At 62.3% G+C, this 17,899-nt stretch carries 14 protein-coding genes; all 14 read right to left on the minus strand.

Annotated elements, in window-relative coordinates:
- Window positions 1-57: 57 nt before the first annotated feature.
- Complete coding sequence (locus E9677_RS02335; protein ID WP_136556481.1) at window positions 58-2,832, minus strand: M16 family metallopeptidase; 2,775 nt, start codon at window positions 2,830-2,832, stop codon at window positions 58-60.
- A gap of 193 nt (window positions 2,833-3,025) precedes the next feature.
- Window positions 3,026-3,814: an ATP-binding cassette domain-containing protein gene (locus E9677_RS02340; RefSeq protein ID WP_136556482.1), complete on the minus strand. Its 789-nt coding sequence runs from the start codon at window positions 3,812-3,814 to the stop codon at window positions 3,026-3,028.
- Window positions 3,811-4,491: a siderophore-iron reductase FhuF gene (fhuF, locus tag E9677_RS02345; protein ID WP_136556483.1), complete on the minus strand. Its 681-nt coding sequence runs from the start codon at window positions 4,489-4,491 to the stop codon at window positions 3,811-3,813. The genes E9677_RS02340 and fhuF overlap by 4 nt, the downstream gene beginning before the upstream one ends.
- A complete protein-coding gene (gene fhuB / locus E9677_RS02350) occupies window positions 4,488-6,440 on the minus strand; it encodes a Fe(3+)-hydroxamate ABC transporter permease FhuB (protein WP_136556484.1) in 1,953 nt (650 codons plus the stop codon). Before fhuB ends, fhuF begins: the two co-directional genes overlap by 4 nt.
- The gene (locus E9677_RS02355) at window positions 6,437-7,252 is read right to left on the minus strand and encodes an ABC transporter substrate-binding protein (RefSeq protein ID WP_235882836.1); all 816 of its coding nucleotides are present in this window, start codon (window positions 7,250-7,252) and stop codon (window positions 6,437-6,439) included. The genes fhuB and E9677_RS02355 overlap by 4 nt, the downstream gene beginning before the upstream one ends.
- A gap of 71 nt (window positions 7,253-7,323) precedes the next feature.
- Window positions 7,324-9,738, minus strand: a complete 2,415-nt coding sequence (locus tag E9677_RS02360; protein WP_235882837.1) for a TonB-dependent siderophore receptor — start codon at window positions 9,736-9,738, stop codon at window positions 7,324-7,326.
- 206 nt (window positions 9,739-9,944) lie between these two features.
- On the minus strand, window positions 9,945-10,907 hold the full coding sequence (locus E9677_RS02365) for a FecR family protein (protein ID WP_136556487.1): 963 nt from the start codon (window positions 10,905-10,907) through the stop codon (window positions 9,945-9,947).
- Between the two features lie 91 nt (window positions 10,908-10,998).
- Complete coding sequence (locus tag E9677_RS02370) at window positions 10,999-11,502, minus strand: sigma-70 family RNA polymerase sigma factor (RefSeq protein WP_136556488.1); 504 nt, start codon at window positions 11,500-11,502, stop codon at window positions 10,999-11,001.
- 378 nt (window positions 11,503-11,880) lie between these two features.
- Complete coding sequence (gene mnhG, locus E9677_RS02375) at window positions 11,881-12,249, minus strand: monovalent cation/H(+) antiporter subunit G (protein WP_136556489.1); 369 nt, start codon at window positions 12,247-12,249, stop codon at window positions 11,881-11,883.
- On the minus strand, window positions 12,246-12,527 hold the full coding sequence (locus tag E9677_RS02380) for a K+/H+ antiporter subunit F (protein ID WP_136556490.1): 282 nt from the start codon (window positions 12,525-12,527) through the stop codon (window positions 12,246-12,248). The genes mnhG and E9677_RS02380 overlap by 4 nt, the downstream gene beginning before the upstream one ends.
- The gene (locus tag E9677_RS02385; RefSeq protein ID WP_136556491.1) at window positions 12,524-13,000 is read right to left on the minus strand and encodes a Na+/H+ antiporter subunit E; all 477 of its coding nucleotides are present in this window, start codon (window positions 12,998-13,000) and stop codon (window positions 12,524-12,526) included. Before E9677_RS02385 ends, E9677_RS02380 begins: the two co-directional genes overlap by 4 nt.
- A complete protein-coding gene (locus E9677_RS02390) occupies window positions 12,997-14,631 on the minus strand; it encodes a monovalent cation/H+ antiporter subunit D (protein WP_136556492.1) in 1,635 nt (544 codons plus the stop codon). The genes E9677_RS02385 and E9677_RS02390 overlap by 4 nt, the downstream gene beginning before the upstream one ends.
- Window positions 14,628-14,966: a Na+/H+ antiporter subunit C gene (locus tag E9677_RS02395; protein WP_136556493.1), complete on the minus strand. Its 339-nt coding sequence runs from the start codon at window positions 14,964-14,966 to the stop codon at window positions 14,628-14,630. Before E9677_RS02395 ends, E9677_RS02390 begins: the two co-directional genes overlap by 4 nt.
- Window positions 14,966-17,887, minus strand: coding sequence for a monovalent cation/H+ antiporter subunit A (locus E9677_RS02400; protein ID WP_328591128.1), 2,922 nt, complete (start codon window positions 17,885-17,887; stop codon window positions 14,966-14,968). The genes E9677_RS02395 and E9677_RS02400 overlap by 1 nt, the downstream gene beginning before the upstream one ends.
- Window positions 17,888-17,899 lie beyond the last annotated feature (12 nt).

Raw genomic sequence — 17,899 nt, forward strand, 5'->3', positions numbered from 1 at the left:
GCGCCCGCCGCCGCAGAGGGCGCGAAGACGAGGCGAGCGGAAAGATCGGCAAGCCGTTCATTCGACCTCGCGTTCGGGACCGGTCATCGCGCCACGTGGCAGCTTGGTCAGGACCGCGATGTTGTCGGTCCGGAAAATATGCCGTGCATGGGCTTCGAGGCGTGGAGCAGTCACCTTGTCGCCCAGCTCCTGCATGCGCTTCAAGTAGCCAGCATCGCCATATCGGCGATGACTGAGCGCCAGCCGGCGCAGCCAGGTGTTGGGATCGGTCAGGCGGCTTCCTTCGGCAAATGCGATGTCGGCACGGATCTTGTCGACATCCGCCTGCCGGGCGATCTCCGGCATGCCATCGAGAACAGCAAGGGCTGCCTGCGTCAATTCCTGCGTCCGATCTGGCGCGCAATAGAAGGCGAGCGTGCCGAGCACGCGATCCTGATCGGGCTCGACTTCCAGCTCGAATTCCAGGCTGTAGATGCCGCCGAGCCTGTTCCGCAATTCCTTCTTGAGGCTCTGCTGCGCCATGGGTGTGAGCGTCGAAATGAGGAAACTCGCCTCCGGCGTCCAGTCGAGACCGGCATAAAAGGAAATCTCGACCCGCGCGCGGTCATCGGAAAACACTTCGACGTCAGCCACATGTCGCCCGGAACGCTGCAACGCGATGTCCCGTTGCACTGAAGCCTTGCGCGGGATGGCGCCGATTACAGAGGCGAAGGTGTCGCGGATCTCGCTGCCCGGTTTCGGCCCAACGGCATACCAGGTCGCAGGCTGCTCGAAATGGGCGCGCGCGATCCCGGTCATCGCCTCCGGCGTCAGCTGCACCAGCGCCTGCATGTCGTCGGCGGCGCCCGACGTTCCGTAGAGCAGCTCGGCCCGCCGCGCAGCCGCATGATCCGGCGCGGCGCCGTTGATCTGATCTCCCAGCGCCTCGACCGCCTCGGCGCGCACGGCACCGAAGGCACTGGTCGCGGCATAGATTTGAAGCAGGGCCGGAAGCTTGTCCGGCATGGCGGCGATGCCGGCGTCCAGATGCCCCTCCTTGAGCGCGATACTCCAATGCTGCGTCTGGTTCTCGGCCCATAGATCGAATTCGGCCTGGGTCCAGAAGGCAAAGCCGCTCTGGGTGAAGAGCTGCACTGCGGCTTGCGAGGCGGAACTGCCGAAATTCCGGTTGAGGTAGCCGGGTTGCGACTGGCCCGAAAGGTAGACTTTTCCGTCCGGCGTCTCGCGCACCAGCCAGACCACCGTGTCGCCGTTCGACAGCTGCCACTCGATCACCTCGGGGTCAGAAGCCACGCTTTCGCCGACCATGCGGCCCGATCGGTCGACATGGCGATCGGCGGGCCAGACTGGAGCCACCGCTTCGACCACAGGCTCGGCCGGAAGCGGTTCTCGCGGTGGAAGCTCCGCCATGGCTGCCCAGCGCGCGCGCTCTGCTTCGACCGAAGCCGCGCTCGGAAGCGTCACCTCGACGCCACCCGGCGCCTGGTAGAACAGCACCCGATCCTCGGCGGAGAGCATCTCCCGCAGACGCGCGTTGAGCCCTTCGAAAGTGATGCGATCGAGGAGGTCAGCCGTGCGCGCCGTGCGGACTGCCGGATCGTCGACGACGGAACCGGTGAGCACCGCCGAGGCGATGCGGTCCTCCCATTCGGCATAGGTTCGGTTCTCGGCCGCCTCCCGATTGCTTCGATTGATCGCACGCGCCCGTTTCATAAGCTCTTCGAACCCGTTGCGCGAGAGACCGTCGCGATTCAGGCGCTCGACGGTCTCAACGAGCGCAGAGGTCGCAGCCGCATGTTTGTCGGTGCGGGCGTTGAAGGCGAGGATCAGCCGTCGCTCGGTCGTTTCCTGCGCCGCAAAGCCGAGGCTTTCCGTGACGTCGGCATGATGCGCCCCTTCCGCCTGCACCGCGTCGCGGATCAGCCGCGTGAGGAAATATTGCTGCAGATAGGCCATCTGGCCCTCACCCGTCAGGCGGTCCGGCATTGGCAGACGCAAGGCATAGGTCACCTGCGAGCTCGATCCCTCGTTGTCCTGAACCAGCGCAACGTTCAGCCCCTGTTTCAGGGGCAGGATGCGATAGTCGCGCTCGGGAGCGGCGAGTGCCGGGGCGGCGCCGAAGACACTCTCCAGCGCCTGCCGGGCAGCTCCGTGGTCGAAGCGGCCGGAGACGATCAGCGTCATGTTCGAGGCCCGGTAAAAACTCTGGTAGAAGCTGCGGATCTCCGCGATCGAGGTTCGCGATATGCCGGCATGGGTGCCAATGGTCGGCCGATCGACATAGCGCGAGCCCGAGCGCAGGGCAGCTTTCTTCAGCCGGCTGACCCGGTCGGCGACGCTGACGGTCTGGCGCAGTTCTTCGAGGATGACGAAGCGTTCCTTCTCCCAGTCCTCGGCCTCGAGCGCCGGCTTCAGCACGAGATCGGCCATGAACTGCAGCGAACCCGCCAGGTCGAGTGCGTCGTCGGGGCGCGTGCGCAGCATGAACTGCGTTTCCGCCTCCCGCGTCACCGCGTTGATTTGCACGCCGGTGCGCCAGCCGAGCGCCTCGATCTCCTCATGCATGGAGCGGCCACGCACCACATTCGTCTGGAACACCATGTGTTCGAGGATATGGGCGATCCCGCTCGGCACCGGTTCATCCACCGATCCGGCATGCACGATGAGGCGGATGTTGAACGGATCGGTATCCTTGCCGCTGTCATGCAGGAAGTAGCGCAGGCCATTGTCGAGCTGGCCGGTGGCTATGCGCGGGTCCCAGCCCGGTTCAGTCGCTGCCGATGGCGAGACAAGGCAGAGCAGTGTGAGGATGGCAGCGAGGCATAGGCGCATGGGGATTTCCGTGTGTCGGGCCCACCATTGTCGAACTCGAAGTGGCGGACAAAAGATGAGCGCCACTATCAACTATTCCGCCATACCACAAGTGGCTGCTTCGTCCAGACCGGGAACCGCAGGTGCTGGCCGGGTCATTCTCCCGACGTCGTTCCAAGCGAGCAAACCCTGAACTTTGTGCGCCAAGCCTGCCCTATCGGGCAATCGCCAAGGGTCTGCCAGTCGGCTCATGCGTCATGACATCCATCGGCAGGCCGTAGACGCGCTGCAGTGCTTCCGGCGTCATGATCGTCTCCGGTGCTCCCTGCAAGATCAATCGGCCGGAATGGAGAGCCATGATGGTGTCGCAGAAGCGCGATGCCATGTTGACGTCGTGCAGCACGATGACGATGCCGAGACCTTTCTCGTGCGACAATTTCCGGACCAGGGAAAGCACCTCGATCTGATGCGCAATGTCGAGCGCCGAGATCGGCTCGTCGAGCAGCAGGCACTGCGTGTCCTGCGCCACCAGCATGGCGAGCCAGGCGCGCTGCCTTTCGCCGCCCGAAAGGGTGTCGACGAGGCGGTCGGCAAGCGGACCAACGCCCGTCAACTCGATTGCTTCCTCGGTCTTTCTCCTGTCCACCTCGCCGAAACGACCCAGCGCGCCATGCCAGGGATAACGCCCCAGGGAGACGAGTTCCAGAACCGTCATGCCGGCTGCCGATGGAAGGTGCTGCGCCAGATAGGCCAATTTGCGCGCCAGGGCCCGGTCGCCCCATGCATCCAGACGCTGGCCGTCCAGTGTGATGCTGCCGCTGGTCGGGTCATGCTGTCGTGCCAGCAGTTTCAACAGCGTCGACTTGCCAGAACCGTTGTGGCCGATCAGCCCGAGAACCCGACCATCCATCGGTATCTCCAGCGTGAGCGGCGGCAGTATCGGCCGATCGTCCACACTGAAGGTGACGTCACGAAGAGCAAATGTCGATCTCTGTCTGTTCAAGATTTGGTCCTCATTTTTCTCTCTGGGCAGAGACTGCCGCAATCTTCGACACCCGGAACACGATCACGGAGACAACAGACTTTCCGACGCCGAGTGCGTATCCCGTCTTCCTCGACGTAGCGGATGGAATCGGTCATCGGGGCCGGCAGCGCAATCGGTGTCTCTCCACCCGGAAACTGTCGGATGATCCATTCCAGATAGTGGGCTGCATTGCCCCAAAGGACTTTTCGAGACAGGCCACTCCAGTCTGAGAGGATGGCGACACATGGTGCCAGATGTGTTGAAACGAGCAAGGACGCGGCCGTGTCCTTGCCATCAGAGGCGAATGAACAGGGGACACGCAAGGCGACCGGTTCGCCGCCGTCATCCAGGACCACCGCCGTACTTTCGATGGCGGCATCCAGCGCTCTTCCGCCGAGCATCGCCAATGCCATGATGGGGATGATGACGGTCGCCAGATATTTCTGTGACCACATGGAAACCAGATACCGATCCGGCTCGACCTCGAAGCGCCGTGCGTAGCGTTGCAGCAGAGGTGAAAGCGCATCACCTCTCAGCAATTGCGTTGATGGCACGACCAATCGCCGCTCCGTCCCAAAGGACAGTCTGGCCCGGATCGGTGCCAACGGGCCGTTCAATCCTGACAGCAGATCCTGCGGGACACGCGCCTCCCTCATGGCTGTCTCCGGTAAAGAAGCCAGAGGAAATACGGGCCGCCGACCAGGGCTGCGAGAACGCCCGCGGGTATCTCGTAGGGGAAGTGAACACTGCGCCCGAGCCAATCCGCCGCCGCCATCAGCGTCGCGCCGATCGCTGCGGCACAAAACGCTCGGATCATCGGTCTGGGCGGGGTTGTCATCGCCGCAATATGGGGAGCGATCAACCCGACGAAACTCAAGGGCCCGACGATCAAGGTCGCGGTCGCTGTCAGGATCGCGGCCATCGACATCAGAACGGTGCGGGAACGGCGGGGGGCAAGCCCCAGTTCGCGCGCAGCCTGATCCCCGAGAGGCAGGATTTGCAGCCAGCGCGCAAAGAGCGGAAGAATGGCGAGAGACAGAAGCAGCACAACCATTGCCGCAATCGCGGTTATGGCCGTGGCACGGTAGGTCGGCCCCATGGACCAGGCGAGCACGTAGACCGCACGCGGGTCTCCGCTCGCCAGCACAAGCGAGATGAGCGTGGCGGCGAAGGTGCCAATGGCAGCGCCCGCCAAAAGGACCGGTCCGGGCGCATGGGCTGATTTGCGGGTGATGGCCATCATCACCAGAAACGTCGCGAGCGCGCCGCCTATTCCACCCAGCAACATGACCAACGGGGAGAAGGTGCCCGCCAGCAGAAGGGTCGCGACAATGCCGAGGGCTGCTCCAGAGCTGACGCCGAGCCCTTCCGGGCTCGCCAGGGGATTGCCGGTGACGGCCTGCATGATCGCGCCGGCCAGTGCCAGCATGGCGCCCGCGCAGATCGCCGCAAGCACCCTCGGCCATCGCCCCGAAAACATCTCGCCCAACGGCAGGCTATCGATGAAAAGCTGCTCGGTCAGAGAGAACACGGCAATTGCGAGAAGCAGGACGATCGCAATGACCAGGGCGAAATGTGGCGCGTCGCTGCGACGTGATGGCGATGGTCGGGCCTCGGATGGAAGCGCATTTGCTCGCATGTTCTTCAGGAGAACAAGCAACATGAACGCGCCGAAGAATGCGGTCGCCGTTCCCGTCGGCACCTCGGCGATGTAACGCGACATCACCATGACCGATCCGTCGGCCAGAAGCAGCAGTGCAGCCCCCAGAAGGGGAGACCAGAAAAGCCGCGCGGCAAAGGTTCGCGCACCGGCAAGTCTGGCAAGATGAGGGGCGGCGAGGCCGACAAAGGCGATTACGCCTACCCGTGCCACGACGAAGGCTGCGAGGATGGAAGCGAGCGCCAGGGCAACAAGTCTCAGTGTGCGGACTGGTACACCGAGACTGCGCCCGCTTGCATCGTCGAGACCGGCTATCGCCAGTGGGCGAACCAGAAGAACGAGCAGCGGCACGCAGACAGCGAGACGCAAGCCGAGCGCCGTGGCATTCGAAAAATCATTCTGAACGAGCGAGCCGCTTGCCCAGATGAAGACCGAGCGAAGATATTCGTGATTGAAGAGCGCGAGGACCACCGAAGCGGTTCCTGCAAAGAAGCTGACGATCATGCCGGCAAGCAGCATGGTGACGGGCGAAAATCCGCGCCCCGATGCCAGCAGAAGGACCAGTGCCAGCGCGGTGAGCGCACCTGCGATCGCCGACAGTTCGCGAGACCATGCCGTCAATGCGGGTGACGCGAGCGTGGCCAGCATGATGGCTAGTTGAGCGCCGGAGAGGAGCCCGAGCGTGCTCGGTTCGGCAAGCTGGTTCTTCAAGATTTGCTGAAAGACCACTCCGGATAGCGACAGGGCCGCCCCGGCGAGCAGCGCCACGAAGAAACGTGGCAGAAGCGCGTAATGCAGATAGGTTTCGCCGAAGGTGCCCATATCCGGATGAAGGATGGCCGCCATGATCCGCGACAGCGGAACATGCGCGCTGTAGCCGATCGCGGTCAGCAAGAGCGCAGGGAAGAGCAGCAGCAGGAGGAGAGTGACGAGACGGTACTTCATGCCGATTGCAGCGCCTTTCCGAGGATCGTCGCAAATCGCAAGGCCGACGGCATAGCCCCGAAGACCCAGGTCGGCTCTATGGTCACGACCCGGTTTTCCCGCACGGCGGGAATAGCCTTCCACAAGTCGCTGCCGAGCAGCGTTTCAGGTGGACCGGGCTCAATGATCACCAGTCTGGCATCAGGATTTCTGGCGATCGCATCCAGTCCCGATGTCGAAAAACCCCAATGGTTGCCGGCTTCCGTCCAGGCACTGGCAAGGCCGAGCCGGTCAAGCACGTCCTGAAACAGACTGCCGGGGCCGTATATGTCGAGCAGACGGTCGTCGGCGAATTTGACGATCAGCAATGGTCGGCCATCATAGGACCGTAGGCTGTCGCGGATTTCCGCAAGGCCTCTGTCGAAAGCAGCAGTGAACGCGTCGGCCTGCGGCTCCCGCGCCAATCGTTCGGCGATGGTTCGAAGACCGGCTTCGGCGAGCTTTAGGGGGCGCCGCTCCGGTGTAAAGAGCGGCAAGGCCAGGGTCGGCGCGATCGGATCCAGGGACGATGCCGCCGCACCATAGCCCGCCTGGGTGAGAATGAGTTCCGGTCGCAGCGACTTCAGCAGTTCCATGTTCGGCCAGGACCGCAATCCGAGATCGATCACGCCGTCCGGCAGCCTGGGCGAGACAACCCTTTCCCGGTAGAGGCTGGCTTCGGTGACCGCATAAGGTTCGATATCGAGAGCCAGAAGGGTTTCAGCCCAGGCCCAGTCGAGCACGGCGATGCGGCGGCCGAATGCCTCGGCTCGCGAGCGTCGCGGCATCGTCATAAACGCCACGATCGCGGCGGAAAAACTCCGCCGCGACAATGCATGTTTCGCAAGATAGTTCACGGGAACGGTCACCAGCTGTACTTCAGCGTCCCATAGACCGTGCGCCCTTCGCCCCAGTAGCAACCGGTGGCGCCGATGCATGTGGATACATATTTCTTGTCGAAGAGGTTGCTCACATTGAGCGAAGCCTTGAGACCTTCGAGCTTGGGATCGGCCTTGCCGAAATCGTAGCGGAGGGCCGCGTCGAAGAGCGTGTATCCGGGCACGTCAAAGGCATTGGCATTGTCACCAAATGTCTGCCCGACATAACGTGCGCCGCCGCCGAAGCTCAGGCCGCCCCAGGCGCCATCGGACTGGACGCTGTAATCCAGCCAAAGGGCCGCCTGATGCTCGGGCACGAAAGCGAGGCGATTGCCTTCAGTACTGACGCCATTGGCATTCTTGTTGTCGCGGGTGATCTCGCTGTCGGTATAGGCATAGGAAGCGATGACCGAAAACGCGTCGTTGATTTCCGCCTTGCCTTCGAGTTCGAGACCGCGCATGCGGACCTCGCCGGTCTGTACGCGTTTGCTCGTATCAAGGGGGTCAGGCGCCAACACGTTTTGCTGGGTCAAGTCGTAAGCAGACAATGAGATGAAGCTGTTCATGCCTGCCGGCTGATATCTCACGCCGACTTCAAACTGCTCCCCGGTCGTCGGATCGAAAGGTAAGCCTGCTCTATCGGTACCGCTCGCCGGATTGAACGAGGTCGAATAGCTCGCATAGGGCGAAAAGCCGCTGTCGAAGTTGTAGACAAGCCCAGTCCGCCAGGTGAACTTTCCGTCGGTCTGATCGACCCTGGTAGCCTTACCGCTTTGACGATCAAGCGTTTCCGTGTCGGCCCAGTCGTATCTGCCGCCGAGCGAAAAGACGGCATTGCCCCACTCGATCTGATCCTGCGCATAGAGGCCCGCCTGCGAGCGATCCTGATCGATCCGGAGGTTTGTCCCGGGTCGCGTGATTGTGGTCGCACCATAAACTGGGTCGTAGACGTTCAACGGGGTCCAGATTGGAGACGTTGTCGATTCTTCGAAGCGGCTGTTCTCGAAGGAGTAGTCCAGCCCGAAGATCGCCGTATGGGATACGTCACCAGTCGAGAAACGGGCGATCGCCTGATTGTCGACCGTGAACAGACGCGAGCTCTCCGGGAAGGCCCAGGCATAGCGAAGCTGCGCGGAGGGGTCGCATGCGGCCAGGCAGAATGCCTGGACGCGCTGCGTATCCGTATCGACATAGCCGTAACGCAGGTTCTGCTTGAAGGTCCAAGTGTCGTTGAATTCGTGACTGAATTCGTATCCGATGAAGGCCTGCTCGTTCTTGAACCGATCGTAACCCGGCTCTCCGAGGAAAGCATTTCGCGGCAGTTCGGCATAGCCATCCGTATAGAGCGTGCCATTCGCCGTCAGAGCCGGTGCGCCACCGCCGCCGGGGGAATCGATGTTCTGGTACTCGCCGAGCAGGGTGAGAGAGGTTCCTTCATCGGGTTTGAAGGTGAAGGACGGCGCAATGTAACCCTTCCGTTCTTCGACATAGTCGTATTGCGTATCGCTCAAGCGACCGACACCAACAAGCCGATAGAGGAACGCACCGTCTTCATCGAGTTTGCCACCGACGTCGAAAGCGGCCTGGAAGCGGTCATGGCTGCCGTATTGGAGTTCGACTTCCCGGATTTCCTCATCCTGCGGGCGCTTGCTGACCATGTTCAGCATGCCACCGGGCAGGCCCTGCCCATAGAGAACGGAAGCGGGGCCTTTCAGGACCTCGGCGCGCTCCAGGCCGTAAGGCTCGATCTTCGGCTGGGAATATCCTCGTGCGCCGAATGGAAGGCGCAGTCCATCCCGGTAGCGGCCCGGCATGAAGCCGCGAACGGTCAGCCAGTCATGTCGCACATCTGTATCCGAATACTGGGCCACGACACCGGGCGTGTAGCGCAAGACCTGCGTCACGGTGGCGGCACCCTGCGCTTCCATCTGGTCTCGGGTCACCACATTGACGGCCTGCGGTGTGTTCTTCAGCGGCGTGCCGGTCTTTGTGCCCGTCGCGCTTTGCGTGGCCACGATGCCGTCGACCGGTCCCCAGGCATTTTCGCCCTGGACCTCGATCGTGTTCAGCTGCGTTGAGCCGTCACTCGCAAGATTGCCGGCGGCGGCTGTTGGTGCCGAGATCGCGACCGTGGTTGCGTTCGGGAAGGAATAGGTGAGCCCGGATCCGGCAAGGATTTCTGCGAGCGCCTGTTCGCGGGTCGCGGAGCCAGAAAATCCCGGAGATGTTTTGCCTGTGGCAGCCGATGAGAGGTAGGTGACCTGCAAGCCTGCCTGCCGCCCGAAAGCCGTCAGGGCGCGGTGCAGAGGGCCCGCCGGCACCGAAAATGACGATTGCGCGCTGCTCTGGGCGACCGCCTGATCAACTGTGGTCGCCAGACCTGCGCCGATTGCTGTCGACACCAGAAGCGCCGTGACCAGCGCCCTGCCCGCGCCTCTGAAAACTGTTCTACGAATCCCGTGCCCCATTGGCCTTACACCTCTCCAACTCTGCAACTCACGTGCAGGGACAGGGCATGCCTGAGCATCATCCGATTTCTGTCCCTGAGACTGTTACAGTCGAGCCGGAAAAATATTCACTTTTTTCTCATGTTTTTTTTCTGAGGCATTCAAAGGGGCGAAATCACCGTGACGAACGACGTCACCCGGCGAATGCGAGCGCCCGCCGGATGGACCACCGCCTCGAGCGTGCGAAGCGGATTGGTGAGGTCGAAAATGCCGCTGACGCGTTGATGGCCGACAGATGGGTCGGCAATGACGATGCGTCCGGGAAGCCAACGGCCGATCCGTGCAACGAGCGCTTCCACCGTCTCTTCTTCCGCGATGAGCAGATTGTCGCGCCATGCCGCGATCTGACCGCTATCCCGCTGACCGCGATCAACCCGGCCAGAGGCGGTATCGATGGTGACCCATTGCCCCTCGCCGAGATTAACGTCGGCTTGTAGCGGCGAATTCTGGGCCTGCACGTCCACGAGGCCATGATCGACGGCAACCGTCACGATACCGGCGTCGTTCGAAACATCGAAGGCGGTACCGAGAGCCGTCGCACGCAAGTCTGCGCAGACGACCGAGAAAGGACGATCCGTCGCCTTCGCCACTTCGAAAAAACACATGCCGGCCAGAAGTTCGACCTCCCGTCGATCGTTCTGGAAACTCAAGGCAATGGCGCTTTCGGGGCCGAGCGTGGCAATGCTGCCATCGGGCAGATTGATCCAGCGGATCTCTCCCTTGTCGGTCATGTGGTCCGCACGGGCTTCCATCAGCATGCCGGGACCGAAGGAATAGGCGACCGAACCTAGCCCCAGCACGGTGAGCCCGCCGACGAGGAAGTTTCGACGATTGAGACCCAGACTTTCTCCTCGCTCAATGCGACGTCTTTCATCCAGGATCTTGCCGGAGGCGCCATGCACCCTCGATACACGCGACCACACGTCCTCATGCTGCTGGCTGCGGGCGCGCCATGCACGGATCAAGTCTTCGGAAACGGGATTGTCCGGATCGTTTTGACGCCGGATGACCAGATCAATCGCTTCATCCAGCAATCGCCCCTGATCGGGTGTCGTCTCGTTCATCTGCTCTCTTCCGGAGGGTGTGGCTGTCTCAACCGCCTCTGATACTCAATACAATCGAGCGACGCGAATTTTCGCCTTTGGGTGCAAGAATTCAGAAGGCGTCGACGCGACCCACCAGATGACGGTAGGCGTCACGGATCAGCGACCAGGCCCGGGTCGTCGATATCCCAAGCTCCTCCGCGACCTCGGCGATCGTCCTCTCGCCGAGACGATGCATCTCAAACGCATGGCGCGTCCTTTCCGGCAACTCCGAAAGAGCTTGATGCGTCTGTGCCAGGCACTGTCGAGAGTAGACGATCCGTTCCGGCGAAGGTGCCGGATCGGCAATATTGATGGCCTCTTCGTCATCGAGAGGCACCGTCTGGATCAACGCCTCACGTCGCTTGTGGTTGATCCCGAGATTCCGGGCGGCCCGATAGAGATAGGCCTTCGGATTGTGGTTCTCCGCCGCCTGCCCGGGTGGCGTCGCGATCACACGCAGAAAAGCATCCTGCGTCAGGTCTGCCGCGGCTTCCGCGTTTATACCGCTGCGCTGTAGCGACCTCGCCATTCCCGGGGCGTGGCGCCGAAACAAATTCTGGATGTCCCAACTCAATTGCTGCCTGCCTTTCGCAATGACGCATGTCGACAGTGTCGGGAAATGTCATGACCCCATTTGCGAAGCAGGATGGAATGCTTGTCCCGGCTCAGTCGCGTCTGGCTCGGAAGTGATGCGGACGAATGGCGCACGGCGACGAACTCTCTGCGGTGAAGGCCGCGAAGCTAAACTTGCAATTCACACTCATATTAATCTTTGCCGCGTCGTGTGCGCAAGTCGAAAGGGGAAGGAAAATGGTGGCGCACCGACCTCGATGGGCCCGGACCGGCTGGGCCCCGGCCCACGCGTCAAACCGTTACCCGCCCCCAAACCTCGAAATCACTACCGACGGAACCACTCTGGTGGCGTCGACAGATGCCGATTGATGCTTCGCGGCTAGGAGACCTGTTCGGGCGGATGATCGTCGTTGGGGACTGTCGGGTCCCCCTCGGTCCTGTCTCGGTGAAGGGCAGCACGAGCGAGCAGAATGAGCGTCACCGGCGTGGTCAGCGTCACGAAGATCCCGATCAGGATCTCGTGCAGCACGGCCCTCGATCCGACAATCGAAAAATAGAGGATCGACGCCAGCATGATGGCGCCCACGCCCCAGCTCGTCCCGAGCGTCGGTGCATGAATGCGGTCGTAGAAGCTCGGCAGGCGCAGGAAACCGACAGCGCCGAGCAGGGTCAGTCCGGAGCCGAGGAGCAACAGAGCGGAGACAATCAGGACGACCCAGAGTGGAAGATCGGCGACAGGCGTAATCATTCGATCACCTCCCCGCGCATCAGGAACTTGGCCAGCGCAACGGTCGCCACGAAGCCGAGGAGGCCGATGACCAGAGCCGCCTCGAAATAGACCGTGCGCCCGCTACCGATTCCGAAGGTGACCAGGAGTAGCATCGCGGTCACATAGGCGGCATCGAGTGCCACGATACGGTCCTGGGCGCGCGGACCGATGAAGATGCGAATGGCGATCAGGATCATCGCCAGAGCCAGTAGGACCTTTGCGACAGAAACGGCGGTGAAGAGAATGATGACACTCATTCGATGATCTCCAGCAACAGGCGTTCGTAGCGATGCTTGATGTTTCGGACCCATTGCTCCTCGTCGATCAGGTCGAGAACATGGATCAGTACTGTCTTTCTACGGCCATCATAGGCGAGCCATGCCGAACCCGGTGTGCTGGTCAATATCACCGCCATGATGGCAAGCGCGGTGGGATGTGCGATCTCGAGCGGAACGGTGATGAAGCCGGAGGTATGTTTCTGCCGCTTGCCGCGGATGATCAGCAGGGCGACTGCGATGTTGGAGCGGATGATGTCGGCGAAGACGAGCCAGAAGAGCTTGGGCAGGAGATACCACTTCTTCATCCTGGGCTTGTCGGGCCGGAGCGAGGCCATGGCCCAGCCGCCGAAGATCGCCACGACGGAACCGAGTATCAGATGGCCGAGCGTGAACGCGTTGAGCAGCAGCCACATGACGAGCAGGGAGAGGCTGAGGAGCGGATGGGGGATCATGGCGTACCTCCGCCCTGATCCGTGCCCGGTTGGATCGGATCATCGACCACGGTGGCATCGCGCACCGCGTCGACATAGAGCGCCGGGTTGGCCAGCGTCCGGATCGTGGTGTCCATGTAGGTCATTGCCGGCCCGGCCTGGATTGTCAGGACGAGCGTCAGTGTAAGCAGTATCATGACGGGCACGAGTTCCACGACGAGAACCCTCGGGACCGCGCCCTCGATCGATCCCCAGAAGGTGCGAATGCCGGCACGGGTCATGGAAATCAGAGCTGCGAGACCTGACAGGATCACCAGCACGATCAAGGCCCAGACCGCCAAGTCGGGCGTGGTGCCGATCGAGCCCGTGCCCATCATGGCAGACAGCATGGCAAACTTGGCGATGAAGCCGGACAGGGGCGGCAGGCCGGCGAGCAGGATGCCGCAGGCGGCAAAGCAGATGCCGAGGATCGCCATGGTTCCCGGCATGGTCGTGCCGTCGCCATCGTCGAGATCCGCTTCCTCGCCGTCCCCATAGGCTTCCATCGTCACCGCCAGAACGTTCGCGCCTGCGTCCTGGCCGCGTTCGACCAGTTCGATCAGCATGAAGAACGCGCTGATCGTCAAAGTGGAACTGACAAGATAAAGCAGGGCTCCCGACGAGACGACGCCGTCGTTGATGCCGAGCACCATGAGAAGCGTGCCGGATGATACGAGAACCGAATAACCAGCGAGCCGTCCGAGCGCCTGAGATGCTAGGACGCCGATGGTGCCAAAGATCAGCGTCGCCATGCCGCCGATCAGCAAGACTTCCGCGCCGAAGCCGGCCGAGGGGCCATCGCCAAAGAGCAGCATGGTCAGGCGCAGGATGATATAGATGCCGACCTTGCTGAGGATCGCGAACATGCCGGCGACCGGCGCGGATGCGGCGCTATAGGCCGTCGGCAGCCAGAAGCAGAGCGGCCACATGCCGACCTTGATGAGGAAGGCCACACCCAGGACGGCAGCCCCCGCTTCCATCAGGATCAGCCGGTCCGGCTCCATGTCCGGCATGCGCAAGGCGAGATCCGCCATGTTCAGCGTGCCCGCCGTCCCGTAGACGAGGCTCACCCCGATCAGGAAGAAGAGGGCGGCGACGAGATTGACTGCGATGTAGTGCAGTCCCGCCTTCACCCGGAGCGTGCCCGTTCCGTGCAGCAGCAATCCATAGGAGGCCGCGAGCATGACTTCAAAGAAGACGAAGAGGTTGAAAAGGTCGCCGGTCAGGAGCGCGCCACTGACGCCGGCCAGCAGAAGCTGGGACAGGCTGTGGAAATGGGCCCCCACCGCATGCCATTTCGCCAGGGAGAAGGTCAGCGCCGCGAGGCCCAGAATGGCCGTCAGCAAAAGCATCATGGCCGACAGGCCGTCAATGACCAGGACCACGCCGAAGGGGGCTGACCAATTGCCGAGCAGGTAGACATTGTCGAACGAGTTCGGTCCGCTTTCGATCAGGAAGAGGACGATGGCATTGGCCAGGAGCAGAACGACCGAGCCGAGACTGACCAGTGCCTTCGTCGTCCTGTTGCGCTCGTCGATGAACAGCAGCAGCGCCGCTGTCATCATCGGCAGCAGGATCGGCGTGACAATGAGATGATGGCTCCAGCTGATCACGGCTGCTCGTTCCTCCCGTCGACATGGTCATTGCCGGTGAGGCCGCGGGCGGCGAGCAGCACGACGAGAAAGAGGGCGGTGGTAGCAAAGCCGATGACGATGGCCGTCAGGACGAGCGCCTGGGGGACTGGGTCGCTGAGCGTCGTGGAGACCACGCCATCCTCCAGGATCGGCGGCATGTTGCTCTTCACGCCGCCCACGCCGAAGATGAACAGATTGACGGCATAGGACAGGAGCGACAGCCCGATGATGACCTGATAGGTGCGCGGCCGCAGGATGAGCCAGACACCGCATGTGGTCATCAAACCGATGGCGAGGGACAGGATGATTTCCATCAGCGCTTCTCCCCCTTCGCTTCCAGTGCCTTCAGTCTGTTGATGCGGATCGACTGGTGCGCGAGCGCGACCAGGATCAGCACGGTCGAGCCGACGACCAGCGCGAACACGCCAAGATCGAAGAGCAGCGCGGAGGCTGCCGGCACCTTGCCGATGAGTGGAATTTCCATGTAGCGGAAATGCGAAGTCAGGAAAGGATAGCCCAGAACCCAGGAACCTATGCCGGTTACCGCTGCGGCCAGAATACCGGCCCCCATCCAGCGAAGCGGCAGGATGCGGAGGCGATCTTCCGCCCAGCGCGTTCCGCCAGCGAGATATTGCAGCAGGAAGGCGATCGACATGGTGAGACCGGCGGAGAAACCGCCGCCGGGCATGTCGTGCCCGCGGAAGAACAGATAGACGGCAAAGGTGATGATGACGGGGAAAAGCCACTGCATCAGCACCGAGGGTACGAGCAGATAGTCGCGCATCATGTCACCGGGCGAACGTTCCGGCTGGTCCGCGTCGAAGCGGTTCTGGGTCAGCTGCTGCTCGGGCAATTCCATGCTGTCATCGGCCGGCCGGAAACGGCGCAGAAGGCCATAGACCGTAAGACCCACGATACCGAGCACCGCGATTTCGCCGAAGGTGTCGAAGGCGCGGAAGTCGACAAGGATCACGTTCACAACGTTGCGTCCGCCGCCTTCCGTATAGGCGTTCTGCAGGAAGTAGGAGGCGATGGCGTCGGGCACGGGCATGGTCATGACCGTGAAGGCGACGACCGACATGCCGACGCCGCAGGCAATGGCGAGCGCCAGATCGCGGAAGCGGCGGAAGCGGCTCTGCAGCGTCATCGCCTCGACGCGATCTGGACTACGCTTCGGCAGCCAGCGCAGGCCGAGCAGGATGAGGACCGTCGTCACGATCTCGACGAGCAGCTGGGTGATGGCGAGATCGGGGGCGGACAGCCAGACGAAGGTCAGGCAGACGATGAGCCCTACCCCGCCCAGCATGATGAGTGCCGCCAGGCGATGATATTTGGCGGAGACGGCCGCCCCGATGGCGAGCGCCATGCCGACCAGCCAGAGAAGACCAAATGCCGGGTCGATCGTCGAGAACACGATAGGCCTGCGCTCGAAGCCGGAGAGATAGAGCGGTAGACTTGCCGCGACGAAGCCCGTCAGGACGATCCATCGGAGCTGAGGCTGGAGATGGCGGGTGCCAAGCTTGCCTTCCGCCAGGCGCGCCCAGCGCCAGGAGACGGTGACCAGAACGCGCTCGAACAGGCGCTGGCCGCGCAGCCGGCGCAGATAGGGTGGCCCGTCTTCGCTGCGGGAGAGATAACCCCTCATCGCGACATAGAGCAGGATCCCGCCGACCAGGGCGATCAGGCTCATCAGGAGCGGCAGGTTGACGCCGTGCCAGACGCTGAGACTGTATTCAGGTGTGCGATCCCCGAGAACGCTTTCGACCGCCGTTTGCAGGAAGGGCCCGATGGAGATCGCGGGCACGATACCGACGACGAGGCAGACGACCACGAGGATCTCGATGGGCACACGCATCCAGCGCGGAGGCTCATGCGGGGTTTCCTTGGGCAGGCCGACCGGCGGCGGGCCGAAAAAGACCGTGTGGATGAAGCGCAGCGAATAGACCACGCTGAAGATGCCGGCGAGCGTCGCCACATAGGGCAGGATCACATCCAGCCAGGAATCCGCATGGGTTTCGACGGCTTCGGCGAAGAACATCTCCTTCGACAGGAAGCCATTGAGCAGCGGCACGCCGGCCATGGCGGCACTCGCGACCATGGCGAGCGTGGCGGTTGCCGGCAGGAAGCGATAGAGGCCGCTCAGCCGCTGCATGTCGCGCGTGCCGGTCTCGTGATCGATGATCCCGGCCGCCATGAAGAGCGAGGCCTTGAACGTTGCGTGGTTGAGCATGTGGAAGATCGCAGCCACGGTCGACAGCGGGCTGCCGAGGCTCAGAAGCGTCGTGATCAGGCCGAGATGGCTGATGGTCGAATAGGCAAGCAGCCCTTTCAGGTCCCGCTGGAACATCGCCAGGAAAGCGCCCAGCAGGAGGGTCGAGACCCCTGCGAGACCGACCAGGATGAACCACTCATAGGTGCCTGACAGGACCGGCCAGAAGCGCACCAAAAGAAAGACACCGGCCTTCACCATGGTGGCGGAATGCAGGAAGGCCGAGACCGGCGTGGGTGCCGCCATCGCATTGGGCAGCCAGAAGTGGAAAGGAAACTGGGCGCTCTTCGTCAGCGCACCGAGCAGGATGAAGATCAGCGTCGGCAGGTAAAGCGGATGTTCGCGCACGAGCTGGCCGGAGGCGAGGATCTTGTCGAGGTCGTAGCTGCCGACGATCTTGCCGAGTAGCAGCATGCCGACCAGAAGACAGAAGCCACCGATCCCGGTGACCGTCAGCGCCATGCGGGCTCCATCACGGGCAGCCGCGCTCGTGTGCCAATAGCTGATCAGCAGGAAGGAGAAGATGCTGGTCAATTCCCAGAAGATCGACAGGAGAATGACGTTGCCGGACACGATGATCCCGAGCATCGCCCCCATGAAGGCCAGCAAAAACGAAAAGAAGCGTGGGATCGGATCGTCCTTGCCCATGTAATAGCGTGCATAGAGGATGACGAGGAAGCCGATCGAGGTGACCAGCATGGAGAAGATCCAGGCGAAGCCATCGAGCCGCAGGGCGAAATCCAGCCCGACTTGCGGCAGCCACTCTGCGGTGAACCGTAGAACGCCGTTCTGGGTGACGAAGGGATAGGCTGACGCGGTCAGCACCAGGGTGAGGAGCGTTGTCGCCCCCGCCACGAAGACCGGCAGATCGCGGGACGTTGTGTTCAGAATGAAAGCTGAGGCGAGGCTGCCGGCGAACGGAAGAACCAGCACGAGCAGCAACAAGGTGGACGCGTCCAAAGTTATCCCAAAATCCGA

Source organism: Peteryoungia rhizophila (assembly GCF_004912145.1).
In the GTDB taxonomy this organism is placed as follows: domain Bacteria; phylum Pseudomonadota; class Alphaproteobacteria; order Rhizobiales; family Rhizobiaceae; genus Allorhizobium; species Allorhizobium rhizophilum.